Origin of the sequence: Mycobacterium simiae (assembly GCF_010727605.1) — a bacterium.
Lineage (GTDB): Bacteria > Actinomycetota > Actinomycetes > Mycobacteriales > Mycobacteriaceae > Mycobacterium > Mycobacterium simiae.
In genome coordinates this window covers 1394295-1410201 of record NZ_AP022568.1, presented here as the reverse complement: position 1 = coordinate 1410201, position 15907 = coordinate 1394295, and the positions used below count along the sequence as shown (strand labels likewise).

Here is a 15907-nt window from a genome sequence, read left to right as displayed (position 1 = left end):
TCCAACCCCGGCGTGCCCGGGCGTGGCCCCGGCTTTCCGGGGCATGCCAAACTCGAACCATGTCGGGCAGGATCGTCATCACCGGAGCCGGTGGGCAGCTGGGCGGTTGTCTGGCCGCTCGAGCCACTGAACAAGGCCGCAATGTCCTGGCCCAGACGTCCGCGCAATGGGACATCACCGACCCGGAGGCTGCCGAGGCGATCGTGAAACCCGGCGACGTCATCGTCAATTGCGCCGCATACACCAATGTCGACGGCGCCGAAAGCGACGCAGCAAGGGCCTATGCGGTCAACGAGGCCGCCCCCGGACACATCGCCCGGGCCTGCGCGCGTGTCGGCGCCCGGCTCGTCCACGTCTCGACGGACTTCGTGTTCGCCGGTGACTTCGGCGGAGCCGAGCCTCGCCCGTACGAACCGAGCGACGAGACCTCACCGCGCGGGGTGTACGCATGCAGCAAGCGGGCCGGCGAGGTCGCCGCGCTGACGGCACTGCCGGACGCCGCCCACTGCGCCGTGGTCCGCGCCGCCTGGGTCTACACCGGCGGCGACGGGAACGACTTCGTCGCGGTGATGCGCAGGCTCGCGGCCGGAGACGGCCCGATCAAGGTCGTCGACGACCAGGTCGGCTCGCCGACCTACGTCGCCGACCTGGCGGCCGCATTGCTGCAGATCGTCGACGATGACGTGCCCGGCCCGATCCTGCACGCCGCCAACGAGGGCGTCGTTTCCCGATTCGAGCTGGCCCGGGCGGTGTTCGAGGAGTGCGGCGGCGACCCCGAACGGGTGAACCCGGTGAGCACCGCCGAGTTCCCGCGTCCGGCGCCACGCCCGACCTACTCCGCGCTGTCCAGCAGGGAGTCGGCGGCGGCAGGCATGACGCCGCTAAGGCCGTGGCGCCCCGCACTTGTCGCCGCACTCGCCGCGTCGGACGGCGCAGTCGCGGCCGCTCGACGGATAACCTCTACGCGTGACTGACGTCCTGCCGGTCGTGACGGTGACCTACTCGCCGGGCCACCACCTCGAACGTTTTCTCGCGTCGTTGTCGCACGCCACCGGGCGTCCGGTGAGCGTGTTGCTGGCCGACAACGGTTCCACGGACGGCACCCCGCAAGCGGCGGTGGAACGCTACCCGAACGTGCGGTTGTTCGACACCGGCGCCAACCTCGGTTACGGAACGGCGGTCAATCGCGCGATCGAGCACCTGTCCGAGCGGGGAGAAATCGATGACTGGGTGTTGGTGGCCAACCCGGATGTGCAGTGGGGTCCGGACAGCATCGACGCCCTGCTGGACGCGGCGAACCGGTGGCCGCAGGCCGGCGCGCTGGGGCCGCTGATTCGGGATCCCGACGGATCCGTCTACCCGTCGGCGCGCCACTTGCCCAGTCTGATCCGCGGCGGCATGCACGCCGTGGTCGGACCGTTCTGGAAGACCAATCCCTGGACGGCGGCCTACCGCCAGGAGCGGCTGGAGCCCAGCGAGCGCCCGGTGGGCTGGCTTTCCGGATCGTGCCTGCTGCTGCGCCGCTCGGCGTTCGGCCAGATCGGCGGATTCGATGAGCGCTACTTCATGTACATGGAGGACGTCGACCTCGGCGACCGGCTCGGCAAGGCCGGCTGGCTCAACATCTACGTACCCTCAGCCGAAGTGCTGCACCACAAGGGGCACTCCACCGGACACGACCCGGGGAGTCATCTGGCCGCACACCACCGCAGTACCTATATCTTTCTGGCCGACCGGCACACCGGTTGGTGGCTGGCCCCGCTGCGCTGGACGTTGCGGGCATCGCTGGCGTTGCGCTCCCGGCTGATGGTGCGTAGCTCGCGTCGGCAGCGGGCCGGGAAACCGGCAGAAGGGCGGCGCTGAATGGCACTCTCCTCGGTCGATGCGGTGATCCTGGTCGGCGGCAAAGGCACCCGATTGCGGCCGCTGACCCTGTCCGCGCCCAAGCCGATGCTGCCCACCGCGGGGGTTCCATTTCTCACGCACATGCTGTCGCGGATCGCCGCGACCGGTGTCCAACACGTCATCTTGAGCACCTCCTACAAGGCTGCGGTGTTCGAAGCGGAATTCGGTGACGGGTCGCAACTGGGCCTGGAAATCGACTACGTCACCGAAGAGGAGCCGCTGGGCACCGGCGGCGGTATCGCCAACATCGCCGACAGGCTGCGGCACGACACCGCGATGGTGTTCAACGGCGATGTGCTTTCCGGCGCCGACCTTTCCGCGCTGGTCGAGTCGCACCGGACCCACGAGGCCGACGTCACGTTGCACCTGGTGCGTGTCGGTGACCCGCGCGCGTTCGGTTGCGTACCCACCGACGAGAAGAATCGCGTGCTGGCCTTTCTGGAGAAGACCGAGGATCCGCCGACCGATCAAATCAACGCGGGCACCTACGTTTTCGAGCGCAAAATCATCGAGCGGATCCCGCGGGGCCGGCCGGTCTCGGTGGAACGCGAGGTATTCCCGTCGCTGCTCTCCGACCCCGACGTCAAGATATGCGGCTACGTCGATGCCAGCTATTGGCGGGACATGGGCACCCCCGACGACTTCGTCCGCGGCTCCTCGGACCTGGTGCGCGGTATCGTCACCTCCCCGGCCCTGGGCGGTCATCATGGCGAGAGATTGGTGCACGAGGGTGCGGCGGTGTCGCCCGGCGCAGTGTTGATCGGCGGCACCGTCGTCGGGCGCGGCGCCGAGATCGGGCCCGGGGTGCGATTAGACGGCGCGGTGATCTTCGACGGCGTCAAGATCGAGGCCGGCAGCGTGATCGAGCGCTCGATCGTCGGCTTCGGTGCCCGCATCGGTCCACGCGCGCTGATCCGCGACGGGGTCATCGGCGACGGCGCCGACATCGGTGCCCGCTGCGAGCTGCTGCGTGGAGCCCGGGTGTGGCCGGGCGTCGCCATTCCCGACGGCGGGATCCGCTACTCGAGCGACGTCTAGCCGCCGCCCCGACACGACGCCGTAGTCACGCTCGACGGGTGGCCTGCGAGACCAGCTGGGCAAGCGCATAATCCGTGCCCGCCGGCAGGGCGTCGACCGGCCACCAACGTAAGTCTTCGGACTCCGCACTGATCGCGATCTGTGCGCCCGGCGGTGCGTGGGCGACGAATTGCAGATCCAGGTGCCTGGTCGGAACCCCCAGCGAGCAGGTGACCGGGTGGACGTGAATTGCCGCCAGTTCAGCCTCGATTCGCAGATCGGGGACACCGGATTCTTCGACGGCCTCGCGGAGCGCCGCGGCCACGACGTCAGGATCGTCGTCATCGCAGTGGCCGCCGAGCTGCACCCAGCGGCGTAGCCGGCGGTGCAGCGTCAGCAGCGCCTGAGTGCCGGTGTGGTCGAGCACGATCGCCGACGCGGTGACATGGCCGGGTGCGCAGTCGCGGCGGCAGGCATCAGGGCGAGCGAGCACGAAGGCCAGCACGGCATGACGCAACGAGTCCTGGGCCGCGTCGGGCGCGCACCAGTCGGTGAGCATCGAGATCGCGGAGTCGCGGATGCTCATCGGGCACCGCGCCGGGCCCGGCGATCGCGCAACGTGTGCCACGCCGCCCGACACTGCGACACGGTGTCCGGCGACCAGCCCAGCCCGTCGATCAAGACGCGACGGTCGACGACGTCGAGCGCCTTCTCGATCTCGTTGGCCTTCAACAGCTGGTCGACATCCGCGACCAGGTCGGCGCCCGCCCGGGCCGGCGGGGGAATGGGCAGCTGCTCGGCTTCCCGCGGCTCCAGTTCCAAGATGCCCCCACCATAACTGCGGCCCACGATCTCGGCGAACGCGAACGTCGCGCTGTTGTGAAACACCGCGGCCAGGGCGGACGGGTCCACGCTGTGGTCGACCCGCACCCGATGCACGGTGTCGGTGCTAGTCGCCGCCGCGGCGTTGACGGTCAACCGGGGGGCCAGGTGGATTTGGCGGAGCAGGAACAGGTCCGGGACCCACATCGACGGGGTGCGCCACCACGGCGTGCGGATCGAGCATTTGTAGCCGCGGTGCACGCCCGCTATCTCGCCGTCGTCGATGTGGGCGGCCAGCGCGGCATCAGTCGGGTGGTCCGGGGCGTCCAGCAGCCAGGTCCGGTGCCCGGACGCGACATCGGTTGCACGGCAATCGCTGTCGTAGATCAGGCCGGACAGTTGATTACTGCGCGACACCAGGGGAACGCAGTGCGGCCGCAGCCCCAACGCGTTGGCCTGTGCATCGGTGAAGGTGAAGAAGCTGTTACGGCCGGTCACGATTCCGACGTCGACATCGGCAATCGTCCCGAGCCGGGTCAGGGCGTCGGAGCGCTTCAGCGTACGCAGCAGTTCGATCGCGGGCGGGCCCAGAAAGTACTTGGTCCACTTCTCCTGCTCGTGCAGCAGTGCGGGCGCGGACGCCACGTCCAGCTGCGCGTCGGCAAGCGCATCGGCGTCGGGGAGATGGATCGTGCGAATCCGCGCCGGCCCCGCGCCGGCCACCCCGCAGAACAACACGACTTCCTGCAGAATGCCGTCGAACACCAGGTCCCGAAATGTGATCAGAGTGATTTCGCGGTACCGGCTGAGCAGAAATTCGCGCAATTGTGCGGCGTAACCGACTTGCAGTAATTCGGCAGGCAGTACCAGACCCACCCGTCCACCGTCGCGGACCGACACCGTGCTGGCCACCACGAAGGGTACCCAGGCGTTGGTCAACCGGCTCGGCCGCAGTCCCTCCTGACGCAGCAGTTCCAGGGCCGAATCACGTTGCGCGGCTGGCCAATTCCCAAACCGTATGTAGGGTGGATTGCCGGCGACCCCGTCCCAGCCGGCGTCGTCGTCGGCCAGCCATTGAAACAGGTTCGCAGTGTCCACCGCGGCGAACACTCGCGACTTCGCGGCCTCCCCGGCCAGCAGTTCCACCCCCCGCACCCGGTCGCTCAGCGCGGCCAGCTCACGCAGGATGCGTCCGTCGCCGCAGGACGGCTCGAGGACGCGTGGTCCGGCCTGCAGCACCCAGCGTGCCAGGAATCGCGCCACCGGCACGGGCGTGTAGTAGCCACCGCGGACCTTGTCGGCCGAGGCGGCCGCCTTGCCCGCGAACCTCTTCACCGGGTCAGTATTACTTGCGGATCAGCAGATCCCCAGGATTCACGGGATTGCGTAGGCCGTCGGCGCGCGCTTCTTCGGAGGCGTATCCGATCGCGATGGCGCCCAACGGCTCCCAATCGGGCCGTAGGCCGAGTTCGTCGCGCACCAGGTCGGCGGCGAAGATCGTCGAGCCGATCCAGCAACTGCCTACGCCCCGCACGGCCAGAGCGACCAGCAACGCCTGCACGGCCGCACCGACCGCGACCGTGAACATGGTGTGCTCGGCCGCGGTGCGTGCGGCGTCGGGATAGGAATGCGCGCCGTCGGGCACTAAGAACGGGATGACCACTTCGGGTGCGTCGTAGAGGATCTGACCGCGTGCCACCCGCCGGTCGATCGCGTCGGTGGGCTTGCCGTCGCCGGAAAGGTCGCTACGCCACTTGTCCTTCATGCGATCGAGCAGCCGCGTTCGGGTGGCCTGGGTGTGCAACCAGATGAACCGCACCGGCCGGGTGTGGTGGGGCGCGGGTGCGGTGAGTGCCTCGGCGACGGCCGCCTCGATCAGCTCCGGCGGCACCGGCTCCCGGCTGAACTGGCGCACCGATTTGCGCAACAGCTGCGCCTGCCGGCGGCCCATGTCGATGGCTTCGGCGGTGCCCAGCCAGAACAGATCCTCGGCACCGGGCCGCAGCAGCTGGCGGGCGGTGCTGCCGTCGTCGGCGACGTTGAGCCCCCGCACCACGGCCACCGGCATGGCGGTCAGCTTCCCTTTGACCAGATCGGCCGCCGCCGCCACTTCATCGGCCACCGCGATCTCGGTGACCACCAGTTCATTGCCGTGCTCGTCGACCGCACCCGAATATCCATGCAGCACAGCCAAACCGGAAGCGCCGATCGCCGCGTCGATCTGACCGTTGCGCCAGGCCCGGCCCATCGTGTCGGTGAGCACCACCGCGACGTTGACGCCGAGCTGCTCGCGCAGCGCGGCCCGCAGGCGGGCGGCGCTGCCGTCCGGGTCAATCGGCAGCAGCGCGAGTTCGGTTCGGCCGACGTTGGATCCGTCCACCCCGGCGGCGGCCTGAATCAATCCCAGCCGGTTCTCGGTGATCAGCGTGCGGCCCTTGCGGGCCAGCACCCGTACCGCCTCGGCGTCGACCAGCTTGCGCCGGAGCGCGTCGCGTTCGTCCGGGTCCTCAGGCGCCGCCACCAGCCGGCCCTCGCATTTGGAGACCACCTTGCTGGTGACCACCACGACGTCGCCGTCGCGCAGCCACGGCGCACCCGCCGCCACCGCCGCAGCGAGATCGTCGCCGGGACGGAACTCGGGGAGTCCGGTGACGGGCAGGATCTCGATCGCCGCGGCGGTGCCATGCTCTCGCGGACCGGTCACGCCGCCACACCCGCAACATCGAGTCCGGCGCGCACCATCTGTGCCGTCGCGTGCGGATCGCTCATCAACAGCGGCACCGCGCGCACCGCGACGCCGTCGATGTCGGCAACGTCGCCCTCGTGGATCAACCAGCAGTCCAGGATGCCGGTGCCGGCGCGGGCGCCGAAATGCCGGCCCACGGCCTCGGCGGTGGATTCCACGCCGATCACCTCGAGGCAGGCATCCGCCATGCCGCGCAACGGCTTTCCGCCGATGATCGGCGAATAGCCGACGACGGGAGCTGCCGCCGCCCGCAGCGCGCCGCGAATACCGGGCACGGCCAGGATCGCGCCGACGCTCACCACTGGATTCGACGGCGCCAGCATGATGATGTCGGCTTCGCCGATGGCCTGCACCGCTTCGGTTGTGGCGCTGGCCGTTTCGGCGCCAACGAACGCGAAGCTGTGGGTCGGCACCTTGGCTCGATAGCGCACCCACCACTCCTGGAAGTGGATCGCGCGGCGGCTGTCGTCGGCGGGATCGGTGATCACCACATGCGTTTCGCAGCGGTCGTCGCTGGCGGGCACCAACTGCGCGCCGGGCCGCCACCGGTCGCACAGCGCGGTGGTGATCTGCGACAGCGGGTAGCCGGCGTTGAGCATCTGGGTGCGTACCAAGTGCGTGCCCAAATCCCGATCACCGAGTTGGAACCAATCCGGCTGCACCCCGTAACGCGCCAATTCCTCTTTGGCGTGCCAGGTTTCGTTGCGGTGCCCCCACCCCCGCTCGGGATCGACACCTCCACCTAAGGTATACATGCAAGTGTCCAAGTCCGGACAAACCCGAACTCCATGGATCCAGGCATCGTCGCCGATGTTCACCACCGCGGTCAGCTCGTGGCCGGAATCTTGTTCGTCGGTGGCGAACTGACCCAGACCGAGGAACTGTTGAACACCCAGCAGAAACCGGGCGCCGCCGACTCCGCCGACCAGAACGGTGACCTTCACACCGGACGACAGTACCGTTCGGTCACAGTGGGCCGGGTTGTTGTGATGAAGGTTGTGATGAACACGCCGACGGCTCGCGATAACAGAAACGCCGGAAATTGATCACGAGATGGTATGGAAAATCGCCGTAACGCTTGACCCGGCAGATTAACCCGTGTCTAATCACATCAGTGTCATTTCCCGGTTGGCCGGCCGGTTCCGGTGTCGCAGACCGAGATTCGATCACTTGTTCGAATGTCTGTCACATCAGAACAGCGGAAGTCATCCACTCTCCCAAAATGAAGCTGAGGAGGCGTACGACGCATGTCTTACGAACACCTACGGGGCGTCATACCTAGCACTGAGCGCGCCACGATCAGCTCCGCGCCGGCCCCAATCATCCGGCCGCACTTGACCGTGGTTCCTGACGCGCCAGCCGCATTCGAGCCCGAGCCGTTGCCGGAGCCCACCCCCGACCAATGGCAGGACCGTGCCCTGTGCGCGCAGACCGATCCCGAGGCCTTCTTCCCGGAGAAGGGCGGGTCCACCCGCGAGGCCAAGAAGATCTGCCTGGGGTGCGAGGTACGCCATGAATGCCTCGAGTACGCGCTGGCCCATGACGAGCGCTTCGGCATCTGGGGTGGACTCTCCGAGCGGGAGCGCCGCCGCCTCAAGCGCGGCATCATCTGAGCACTGAGTATTTGTGTTATTCGTCGTCGATCGTCGGGTCGATGACGGTAGGTTCGACGTCGAGATAGATCGCCACCTGGGCCACCAGTATTTCATGCAATAACTCGCCGAGTTCGACCGAATCTTTAGCGCGCCGCTCAATGGGCTTACGAAACAACACAATTCGCGCTCGTGTTGCGTTGCCGCGCACATCCACACCGGCCGGGATCAACCGAGCTAACGCGATCGGCCCGTCGGCCACCACCTCCGGTGGCCACTGCACGCTGTCCGGATCCTTCGCGGCGATCCGCGGAATCTCATCGACCGCCACATCGAGGTCGGACACCCGCGACTGCCACCGCCGCTCGATCGGCTCGTAGGCCTCCAGCACCGCCATGTCGAAACGCTCGGCCCGGCTGCGCCATCCCGGCACCGTCGGCGGCAGCAAAGGACCGCGCATATCGCGGCCGCGCCGAGTTGCCCGGTGTGCAGCCGCGCGGCCCGCCGGTCGTCCGTTGCGCGGGAAACTGCGCCAATCGCCCACGCGCCGATGGTAACGGTTGGACATCGCGGCCCGAGCGGTTGCGCGTGTCCGCGCTTCGGCGGCGTTTCCGCACGATAGCCTTTCGGACGTGAACGTTCCCCGTCGCTGCTGTCGGCCCGGGTGCCCGCATTACGCCGTGGCGACTTTGACGTTCGTGTACTCGGACTCGACGGCGGTCGTAGGACCGCTGGCGACCGCGCGCGAACCGCATTCGTGGGACTTGTGCGTCGGTCACGCGGGCCGAATCACCGCACCCCGCGGGTGGGATCTGGTCCGCCACGCTGGGCCGCTCAACTACGAGCCCACCAATCCCGACGAGGACGACTTGGTCGCCCTGGCCGACGCGGTGCGCGAACGCGGCTCGGGTCAGGGGGCGCTGCCGTACGCCGGCGCGACCGGCACACCGTTGAACGGCTTTGCCCCCGATCCCCATCTCCATCCCACCGGCACCCAGGCCACTGCGCCGAGCAGCACCGTGTACGCCGCACCCGAGAAACGGTCCGGACGCCGGCGCGGTCATCTTCGGGTGTTGCCCGATCCTTCGGACTAGCACGACGCCGGGGCCGATAGGCTGACGCTAAAAGGCCAATCATTCCCCGGCGTCAGGAGGCCCCGCATGTCTCGGCCCGCGGCGACCGTCCACCGAGTCATCAAGGCGTATGACGTTCGCGGACTGGTCGGCGAAGAGATCGACGAGTCGCTGGTCGCCGATGTCGGCGCCGCGTTCGCCGCGCTGATGCGCGGGGAAGGCGCGACCCGCGTGGCGATCGGTCACGACATGCGGGACAGTTCGCCGTCGCTGGCGGCCGCCTTCGCCACCGGCGTCACCGGACAAGGCCTAGACGTCGTGCGGATCGGGCTGGCGTCTACCGATCAGCTGTATTTCGCCTCCGGTTTGCTGGACTGCCCCGGCGCGATGTTCACCGCCAGCCACAATCCCGCCGCCTACAACGGCATCAAGCTCTGCCGGGCCGGCGCGAAACCCGTCGGAGCGGACAGCGGGCTGAAGGTCATCACCGAGGATCTGATCACCGGAGTCGCAACCTATGACGGCGACCGCGGGACCGTCACCGACCGCGACGTGCTCGCCGACTACGGCGCGTTTCTGCGTTCGCTGGTGCAGACCGCCGGACTGCGTCCGCTGCGGGTAGCGGTGGACGCCGGCAACGGCATGGCCGGCCACACCGCACCGGCGGTGCTGGGCACGATCGACTCGATCACCTTGTTGCCGTTGTATTTCGAGCTGGACGGTTCGTTCCCCAATCACGAGGCCAACCCGCTGGATCCGGCCAATCTGCTGGACTTGCAGCGCTATGTGCGTGAGTCCGGGGCCGACATCGGGTTGGCTTTCGACGGCGACGCCGACCGCTGCTTCGTGGTCGACGAGCGCGGCCTGCCGGTGTCCCCGTCGACGGTGACGAGCCTGGTGGCCGCCCGCGAACTGGGCCGGGAGATCGGTGCTACCGTCATCCACAATTTGATCACCTCGCGAGCGGTGCCCGAACTGGTCGCCGAGCGCGGCGGCACACCGCTGCGGTCGCGGGTCGGGCACTCCTATATCAAGGCGCTGATGGCCGAGACCGGCGCGATCTTCGGCGGCGAGCATTCGGCACACTACTATTTCCGTGACTTCTGGGGCGCCGACTCGGGCATGCTGGCGGCGCTATACGTGCTGGCCGCCCTGGGCGAGCAGGACCGGCCGCTGTCGGAGCTGACCGCGGACTACCAGCGCTACGAGTCCTCCGGTGAACTCAACTTCCGGGTAGACGACGCCGCACTATGCGTGGACGCGGTGTTGAGGTCCTTCGGTAGCCGCATCCACTCCATCGATCACATGGACGGGGTGACAGTGGATTTGGGCAACGGCAGCTGGTTCAATCTGCGTACCTCCAACACCGAGCCGTTGCTGCGGCTCAACGCGGAGGGGCGCACCGCCGAAGACGTGGAGGCGATGATCGCCCACATCAGTGCCGAGATCACCGCGCAAGTGCGGGCGGACGAGAGCGTGCCGTGAACGCCACCCGGGCGATCGATTTCGAAGACACCGACGGCTTACTCGCCGCCGATCGACAAGGCTCGCTAAGGGCCGCGTCATCGGCGGGCGCACAGGTGCGCGCCGTTGCCGCGGCCGCCGAGGAAGGCGACCTGAACTCGTTGCGCACCGAAGACCGACCCCGCAGCGTGATCTGGGTGGCCGGCCGCGGGACGGCCGAGACGGCCGGCGCCGTGTTGGCCGCGACGCAGGGCGGCGCGGCGGCGGCACCGATCGCAATGCTCTCCGAGGCCCCGCCCTGGGTTGGGGCACTGGACGTGTTGGTCATCGCCGGTGACGACCCCGGCGATCCGGCTTTGGTCAGTGCCGCCGCGACCGGGGTGCGCCGCGGCGCACGGGTCGTCGTCGTCGCCCCGTACGAAGGCCCGTTGCGGGATGCCACGGCCGGCCGGGCCGCGGTGCTGGCGCCGCGGCTGTGGCTTCCCGACGAGTTCGGCCTGTGTCGATACCTGGCCGCCGGCCTGGCCACGCTGCAGGCGGTGGACCCTCGGCTGGACATCGACATCCCGGCACTGGCCGACGAACTGGACGCCGAAGCGCTGCGTAACAGCGCGGGCCGGGAGCTGTTCACCAACCCGGCCAAGACCTTGGCCTCGCGCCTCCTCAATCACCAAGTCGCACTGGCCGGTGACGACGCGGCGACGCTGGCGCTGGCCCGGCACGGCAGCTCGGTGCTGCTGCGCCTTGCGCATCAGGTGGTCGCCGCGACGGGGCTGGCCGATGCGGTGCTGGCGCTGCGCGAATCGGCGGTCGGTGACGGTCCGTCGTCGGTGGATGCCTTGTTCCACGACGAGGAGATCGACGGACCGCTGCCGCAACGGCTGCGGGTGCTCGCCCTGACGCTGACCGGGGATCGGACCGTGGCTGCCGCACGAGTCGCCGGACTCGACGACGTCTACCTGGTCACGGCCGAAGACGTGCCCGAGGAACCCGGCACCACGGAGGGTCTGGCCGCTGACCGCGAGCCGGGCGGAGCCGGGCCCGCCGAGCAGCAACTGGCAGTATTGGCCGTTCGGCTGGAAATGGCAGCCGTTTATTTGAGACTGGTACGGGGATAGATAGACAAGTGGAATTGCTTCGCGGTGTGGTGCGCACGTACGCCTGGGGGTCGCGGACCGACATCGCCGAATTCACCGGGCGTCCCGTCCCCGCGGCCCACCCGGAGGCCGAGCTGTGGTTCGGCGCGCATCCGGGTGACCCGGCCTGGTTGGAAACCGAGACGGGCGACGTCTCGTTGCTCGAGGCGGTGACCGCCGACCCGGAGGGGCAGCTCGGCTCCGCCTCACGTGACAGATTCGGCGACGTGCTGCCGTTCCTGGTCAAGGTGCTCGCAGCCGACGAACCGTTGTCGTTGCAGGCACATCCGAGCGCCGAGCAGGCCATCGAGGGCTACCTGCGCGAGGAGAAGCTGGGCATCCCGGTCAACTCGCCGGTCCGCAACTACCGCGACACCTCGCACAAGCCCGAACTGTTGGTGGCACTTCACTCATTCGAGGCGCTCGCCGGTTTTCGTCAGTCCGCCCGCACCATCGACCTGCTGCGCGCGCTGGCCGTGACCGACCTCGATCCCTACATCGAATTGCTGAACGACCAGTCCGACGCCGATGGCCTGCGGGCGCTGTTCACCACCTGGATCACCGCGCCACAGCCCGATATCGACGTGCTGGTGTCCGCCGTGATCGACGGCGCCATCAACTACGTCAGCTCCGGCGCAACGGAATTCGCGGCCGAAGCCAAGACGGTACTCGAACTTGGCGAGCGCTACCCCGGAGACGCCGGGGTGCTGGCCTCGCTGCTGCTGAACCGGATCAGCCTGGCCGCGGGGGAGGCGCTGTTCATCCCGGCCGGCAATCTGCACACCTACTTGCGCGGATTTGCCGTCGAGGTGATGGCGAACTCCGACAACGTGTTACGCGGCGGGCTGACCCCCAAGCACGTCGACGTGCCCGAGTTGCTGCGGGTGCTGGACTTCGCGCCCACCGCCGAGAAGCAGCTGCGGCCGCAGATCCGCCGAGATGAGTTGGCGGTTGTCTACGACACGCCGGCCGACGAGTTCGCGGTCGCGCTGCTGACCCTCGACGGTGAGCATCTGGGCCACGAAGTCGACGCCCGGTCGGGCGGCGACGGCCCGCAGATCCTGTTGTGCGCCGAGGGCGCTGCCACGGTGCACGGGAAATCTGGTTCGCTCGAGTTGCGGCGCGGCATGGCGGCCTGGGTCGCGGCCGACGACGGGCCGGTCGGGTTGGTGGCACATGAGCCCGCCAAGGTGTTCAGGGCGACCGTGGGTCTGTGACGGCCGGTTTCGGTGTGGTGGCGGCGCGCCGCGACTCCCGGCGTTCGCCCAGCCACAGCCGCAGGTTGTGGGTCATCGCGCGGCCGATGATCCGCGGCGGCGGAACCATATAGAGGCTGTCCAGCAGCGAGAACCGACGCAGAAACCATTCGGCGAGAACGGGTTCGGTTTCGGCGGCGCCGAGGAATTGGTCGAACAGGGCCCCCGACGGACGCCACCACCATGGGATCGGCCCCGGCGTGCCGGCGTGGTGGAAGGTGACATCGCCGATCGCGTTCATCGTCCACACCGGAAAGGTGGTCTTGGCGGTAGCCCGGTTCAGCACACCAGCCAGGTCTTGCTCCGGGGATTGCAAGGCCCGCCGCAGATGGCCGGCCTGCAGCGACGTCATGGTCATGCCCTGTCCGAACGTGGGATTGAAACTAGCCACGGCGTCGCCGAACGGCACGATCCCGGCCGGGAAACGGTCCAGCTTGTCGTACCGGCGCCATCGGCTGGCTGGAAAGGCGTGAAATGCCGGCGCGCCAAGGGGTTCGGCCCGATTGAGGGCGTCGGTGAAATGCGCTGGCAACAGCTCGATGGCCAGCGCAACCATCTCCGGGAACGTCGTCGGCGGCTTGACGTTGGCCACACCGAACGTGGTCAGCACCCACGTGCCGTCCTCGTAGCACAGCATCCCCATCCCGAGTGACTTGTCGTGCGAGGCGCCGACCACCACCACTTTTTCGGCGATCAGTCCCTCCGGGATCCGGAACTGGTGACTGGCGTAGTTGATGCCGATGTCCATCGTCTGCTCGACTGGGCGGTGAAATCCCCACTGCTGCAACCACACCGGCAGTCGGGTGCCGCGACCGGCCGCGTCGACGACGAGGTCGGCGGGCACGAACTCCGGTTCGGCTGCGCCGTCAGCGGGATCCAGCAGGACGCCGGTGACTCGCTGGCGTCGCGGGTCGAATCGTGGTTCGGCCACCGAGCGCCGGGCCAGGGTGACGTTGTCGATATCGCGGACGCGGTTGCGCAGCTGCCACTCCAGATGTGGCCGGCTGGGCACGTAAGCGGTGAATTCGTCGCGTAGCGTGTGCCCCGTTCCCAACACATGGCCGGCCGCGCCGAGGTGGATGCAATCCGGCCGGTTTTCCAGCATCGGCACCCCGGCGGCCACCATGTCCGTGAGTAGGCCGGGAAACAACGTGTCGAACTCCGTGGCCCCCCGGGCCATCAGCAGATGCAGATGCCGATCCTGCGGAATCGTCGCCCGGTGTGCCGGCATGTCCGGCAGTTCGTCGCGCTCGTAGACGCTGACGCGGGAATACCGCTCCGAGAGCACCTTTGCCGCGCTCAATCCAGCGATGCTGGCTCCGATTACCACGGCGTGATCCCGCGCCTCTGGGGAGTCCGGCATTACCGCAGAGTACCCAGTACTGTGCGGTCCAACGGCTTCCAACGAGAGGGCGACAGATGGCCAATAGGTGGCGTACCAAATCGGTCGAACAGTCGATCGAGGACACCGATGAGCCCGACACGCGACTGCGCAAGGACCTCACTTGGTGGGACCTGATGGTGTTCGGCGTCGCCGTGGTGATCGGTGCCGGAATCTTCACGGTCACCGCGTCGACCGCCGGCGATATCACCGGACCGGCGATCTGGATTTCGTTCCTCATCGCCGCGGTCACCTGCGCGCTGGCCGCGTTGTGCTACGCCGAATTCGCCTCGACGTTGCCCGTTGCGGGCAGCGCCTACACGTTCTCCTACGCTACCTTCGGGGAGTTTTTGGCCTGGATCATCGGCTGGAACCTGTTGCTGGAATTGGCAATCGGTGCCGCAGTGGTGTCCAAAGGCTGGTCGAGTTACTTGGGGACAGTGTTCGGTTTCGCCGGCGGCACGGTCGCGCTGGGCTCGTTGAGCTTTGACTGGGGTGCGCTGGTGATCATCGCGGTGGTGGCGACGCTGGTCGCGGTGGGCACCAAGGTGTCCTCCCGGGTCTCCGCGGTGATCACCACCATCAAGGTGGCAGTGGTGATCTTCGTGGTGGTGGTCGGCGCCTTCTACATCAAGGGCGTCAACTACTCACCGTTCATTCCGAAGCCGGAGGCCGGCCACGAGGCCAGCGGGGTCAACCAGTCCGTGCTCTCCCTGCTGACCGGGGCGCACAGCAGTCATTACGGCTGGTACGGGGTGCTGGCCGGGGCGTCGATCGTGTTCTTCGCGTTCATCGGATTCGACATCGTCGCGACGATGGCCGAAGAGACCAAGCAGCCCCAGCGCGACGTCCCGCGCGGGATCCTGGCGTCGTTGGCGATCGTGACCGTCCTCTACGTGGCGGTCTCGGTGGTGCTGTCCGGGATGGTCTCCTACACGCAACTCAAGTCGAGGCCCGGCGGCAAACCCGCCAACTTGGCCACGGCCTTCACCGCGAACGGGATTCATTGGGCGAGCAAGATCATCGCCATCGGAGCGCTGGCCGGGCTGACCACCGTGGTGATGGTGCTGGTGCTCGGGCAGTGCCGGGTGCTGTTCGCGATGGCCCGCGACGGCCTGTTGCCGCGATCGCTGGCCAAGACCAGTTCGCGCGGGACGCCGATCCGGATCACCGTGCTGGTCGCGATCGTGATCGCGGCAACCGCGTCGGTGTTTCCGATCAGCAAGCTCGAGGAGATGGTCAACGTGGGGACGTTGTTCGCGTTCGTCCTGGTGTCTGCCGGCGTCATCGTGCTGCGCCGCACCCGGCCGGACCTGGAGCGCGGATTCCGGGCGCCGTGGGTGCCCGCGCTTCCGATCGCCTCGATCTGTGCCTGTGTATGGCTGATGGTGAACCTCAGCGCACTGACCTGGGTCCGGTTCGGGGTGTGGTTGGTGGTGGGGACGGCCATTTACCTGGGCTACGGGTACCGCAATTCGGTGCAGGGCCGACGAGAGGCCGCACAACCGACCTGAT

Annotated in this window: 15 protein-coding genes; 9 read left to right on the top strand and 6 right to left on the bottom strand. The window is 68.0% G+C overall.

What is annotated here, in order from left to right; all coding sequences use genetic code 11:
- The first annotated feature begins 59 nt into the window (after positions 1-59).
- From rfbD to manB, 3 genes are read left to right on the top strand one after another with little or no spacing between them, the layout of a single operon-like run.
- Entirely contained in the window at positions 60-974 is a 915-nt protein-coding gene (gene rfbD, locus G6N33_RS06475) for a dTDP-4-dehydrorhamnose reductase (RefSeq protein WP_044510053.1), read from the top strand.
- On the top strand, positions 967-1863 hold the full coding sequence (locus G6N33_RS06470) for a glycosyltransferase family 2 protein (RefSeq protein WP_044510054.1): 897 nt from the start codon (positions 967-969) through the stop codon (positions 1861-1863). Before rfbD ends, G6N33_RS06470 begins: the two co-directional genes overlap by 8 nt.
- Positions 1864-2943, top strand: a complete 1080-nt coding sequence (gene manB, locus G6N33_RS06465) for a mannose-1-phosphate guanylyltransferase (RefSeq protein WP_044510055.1) — start codon at positions 1864-1866, stop codon at positions 2941-2943. It begins immediately after the preceding gene.
- Positions 2944-2968: 25 nt separating this feature from the next.
- Here manB and G6N33_RS06460 read toward each other — a convergent pair whose 3' ends face one another.
- From G6N33_RS06460 to cofD, 4 genes are read right to left on the bottom strand one after another with little or no spacing between them, the layout of a single operon-like run.
- Entirely contained in the window at positions 2969-3508 is a 540-nt protein-coding gene (locus G6N33_RS06460) for an NUDIX domain-containing protein (protein ID WP_044512913.1), read from the bottom strand.
- On the bottom strand, positions 3505-5079 hold the full coding sequence (locus G6N33_RS06455; protein WP_044510056.1) for an Eco57I restriction-modification methylase domain-containing protein: 1575 nt from the start codon (positions 5077-5079) through the stop codon (positions 3505-3507). Before G6N33_RS06455 ends, G6N33_RS06460 begins: the two co-directional genes overlap by 4 nt.
- A gap of 10 nt (positions 5080-5089) precedes the next feature.
- Complete coding sequence (locus tag G6N33_RS06450; RefSeq protein WP_044510057.1) at positions 5090-6448, bottom strand: coenzyme F420-0:L-glutamate ligase; 1359 nt, start codon at positions 6446-6448, stop codon at positions 5090-5092.
- Positions 6445-7434: a 2-phospho-L-lactate transferase gene (gene cofD, locus G6N33_RS06445; RefSeq protein ID WP_044510058.1), complete on the bottom strand. Its 990-nt coding sequence runs from the start codon at positions 7432-7434 to the stop codon at positions 6445-6447. The genes G6N33_RS06450 and cofD overlap by 4 nt, the downstream gene beginning before the upstream one ends.
- A 303-nt stretch (positions 7435-7737) precedes the next feature.
- Here cofD and G6N33_RS06440 point away from each other — a divergent pair, with 303 nt between their 5' ends.
- Positions 7738-8103, top strand: coding sequence for a WhiB family transcriptional regulator (locus tag G6N33_RS06440; RefSeq protein ID WP_044510059.1), 366 nt, complete (start codon positions 7738-7740; stop codon positions 8101-8103).
- Positions 8104-8119: 16 nt separating this feature from the next.
- Here the strand turns inward: G6N33_RS06440 and G6N33_RS06435 are convergent, their stop codons facing one another.
- On the bottom strand, positions 8120-8542 hold the full coding sequence (locus G6N33_RS06435; RefSeq protein WP_044512914.1) for a metallopeptidase family protein: 423 nt from the start codon (positions 8540-8542) through the stop codon (positions 8120-8122).
- Positions 8543-8714: 172 nt separating this feature from the next.
- On the opposite strand from G6N33_RS06435, the gene G6N33_RS06430 reads away from it, so the two are divergent.
- The 4 genes from G6N33_RS06430 (at position 8715) to manA (ending at position 12972) form a co-directional block, all read left to right on the top strand.
- Positions 8715-9176, top strand: a complete 462-nt coding sequence (locus G6N33_RS06430) for a DUF3499 domain-containing protein (protein ID WP_176234669.1) — start codon at positions 8715-8717, stop codon at positions 9174-9176.
- A gap of 66 nt (positions 9177-9242) precedes the next feature.
- The gene (locus G6N33_RS06425; protein ID WP_044510060.1) at positions 9243-10640 is read left to right on the top strand and encodes a phosphomannomutase/phosphoglucomutase; all 1398 of its coding nucleotides are present in this window, start codon (positions 9243-9245) and stop codon (positions 10638-10640) included.
- Positions 10637-11737 carry a hypothetical protein gene (locus G6N33_RS06420; protein ID WP_044510061.1) on the top strand — a complete coding sequence of 367 codons (1101 nt, stop codon included), beginning with the start codon at positions 10637-10639 and terminating at the stop codon, positions 11735-11737. The genes G6N33_RS06425 and G6N33_RS06420 overlap by 4 nt, the downstream gene beginning before the upstream one ends.
- Before the next feature lie 8 nt (positions 11738-11745).
- Positions 11746-12972, top strand: coding sequence for a mannose-6-phosphate isomerase, class I (manA, locus tag G6N33_RS06415; protein WP_044510062.1), 1227 nt, complete (start codon positions 11746-11748; stop codon positions 12970-12972).
- Here the strand turns inward: manA and G6N33_RS06410 are convergent.
- Entirely contained in the window at positions 12950-14341 is a 1392-nt protein-coding gene (locus G6N33_RS06410) for an FAD-dependent oxidoreductase (RefSeq protein WP_101528485.1), read from the bottom strand. The two genes, manA and G6N33_RS06410, sit on opposite strands and share 23 nt — an antisense overlap.
- Positions 14342-14430: 89 nt before the next feature.
- On the opposite strand from G6N33_RS06410, the gene G6N33_RS06405 reads away from it, so the two are divergent.
- Positions 14431-15906 (top strand): amino acid permease, encoded by a 1476-nt coding sequence (locus tag G6N33_RS06405; RefSeq protein ID WP_044510064.1) that lies wholly within the window; start codon positions 14431-14433, stop codon positions 15904-15906.
- The last annotated feature ends 1 nt before the right edge of the window (position 15907 follow it).

Bases quoted from the DNA above. Each gene is read 5' to 3' on its own strand.
- rfbD (WP_044510053.1), top strand. From the start codon at position 60: ATGTCGGGCAGGATCGTCATCACCGGAGCCGGTGGGCAGCTGGGCGGT.
- manB (WP_044510055.1), top strand. From the start codon at position 1,864: ATGGCACTCTCCTCGGTCGATGCGGTGATCCTGGTCGGCGGCAAAGGC.
- G6N33_RS06460 (WP_044512913.1), bottom strand. From the start codon at position 3,508: ATGAGCATCCGCGACTCCGCGATCTCGATGCTCACCGACTGGTGCGCG.
- G6N33_RS06440 (WP_044510059.1), top strand. From the start codon at position 7,738: ATGTCTTACGAACACCTACGGGGCGTCATACCTAGCACTGAGCGCGCC.
- G6N33_RS06435 (WP_044512914.1), bottom strand. From the start codon at position 8,542: ATGCGCGGTCCTTTGCTGCCGCCGACGGTGCCGGGATGGCGCAGCCGG.
- G6N33_RS06425 (WP_044510060.1), top strand. From the start codon at position 9,243: ATGTCTCGGCCCGCGGCGACCGTCCACCGAGTCATCAAGGCGTATGAC.
- G6N33_RS06405 (WP_044510064.1), top strand. From the start codon at position 14,431: ATGGCCAATAGGTGGCGTACCAAATCGGTCGAACAGTCGATCGAGGAC.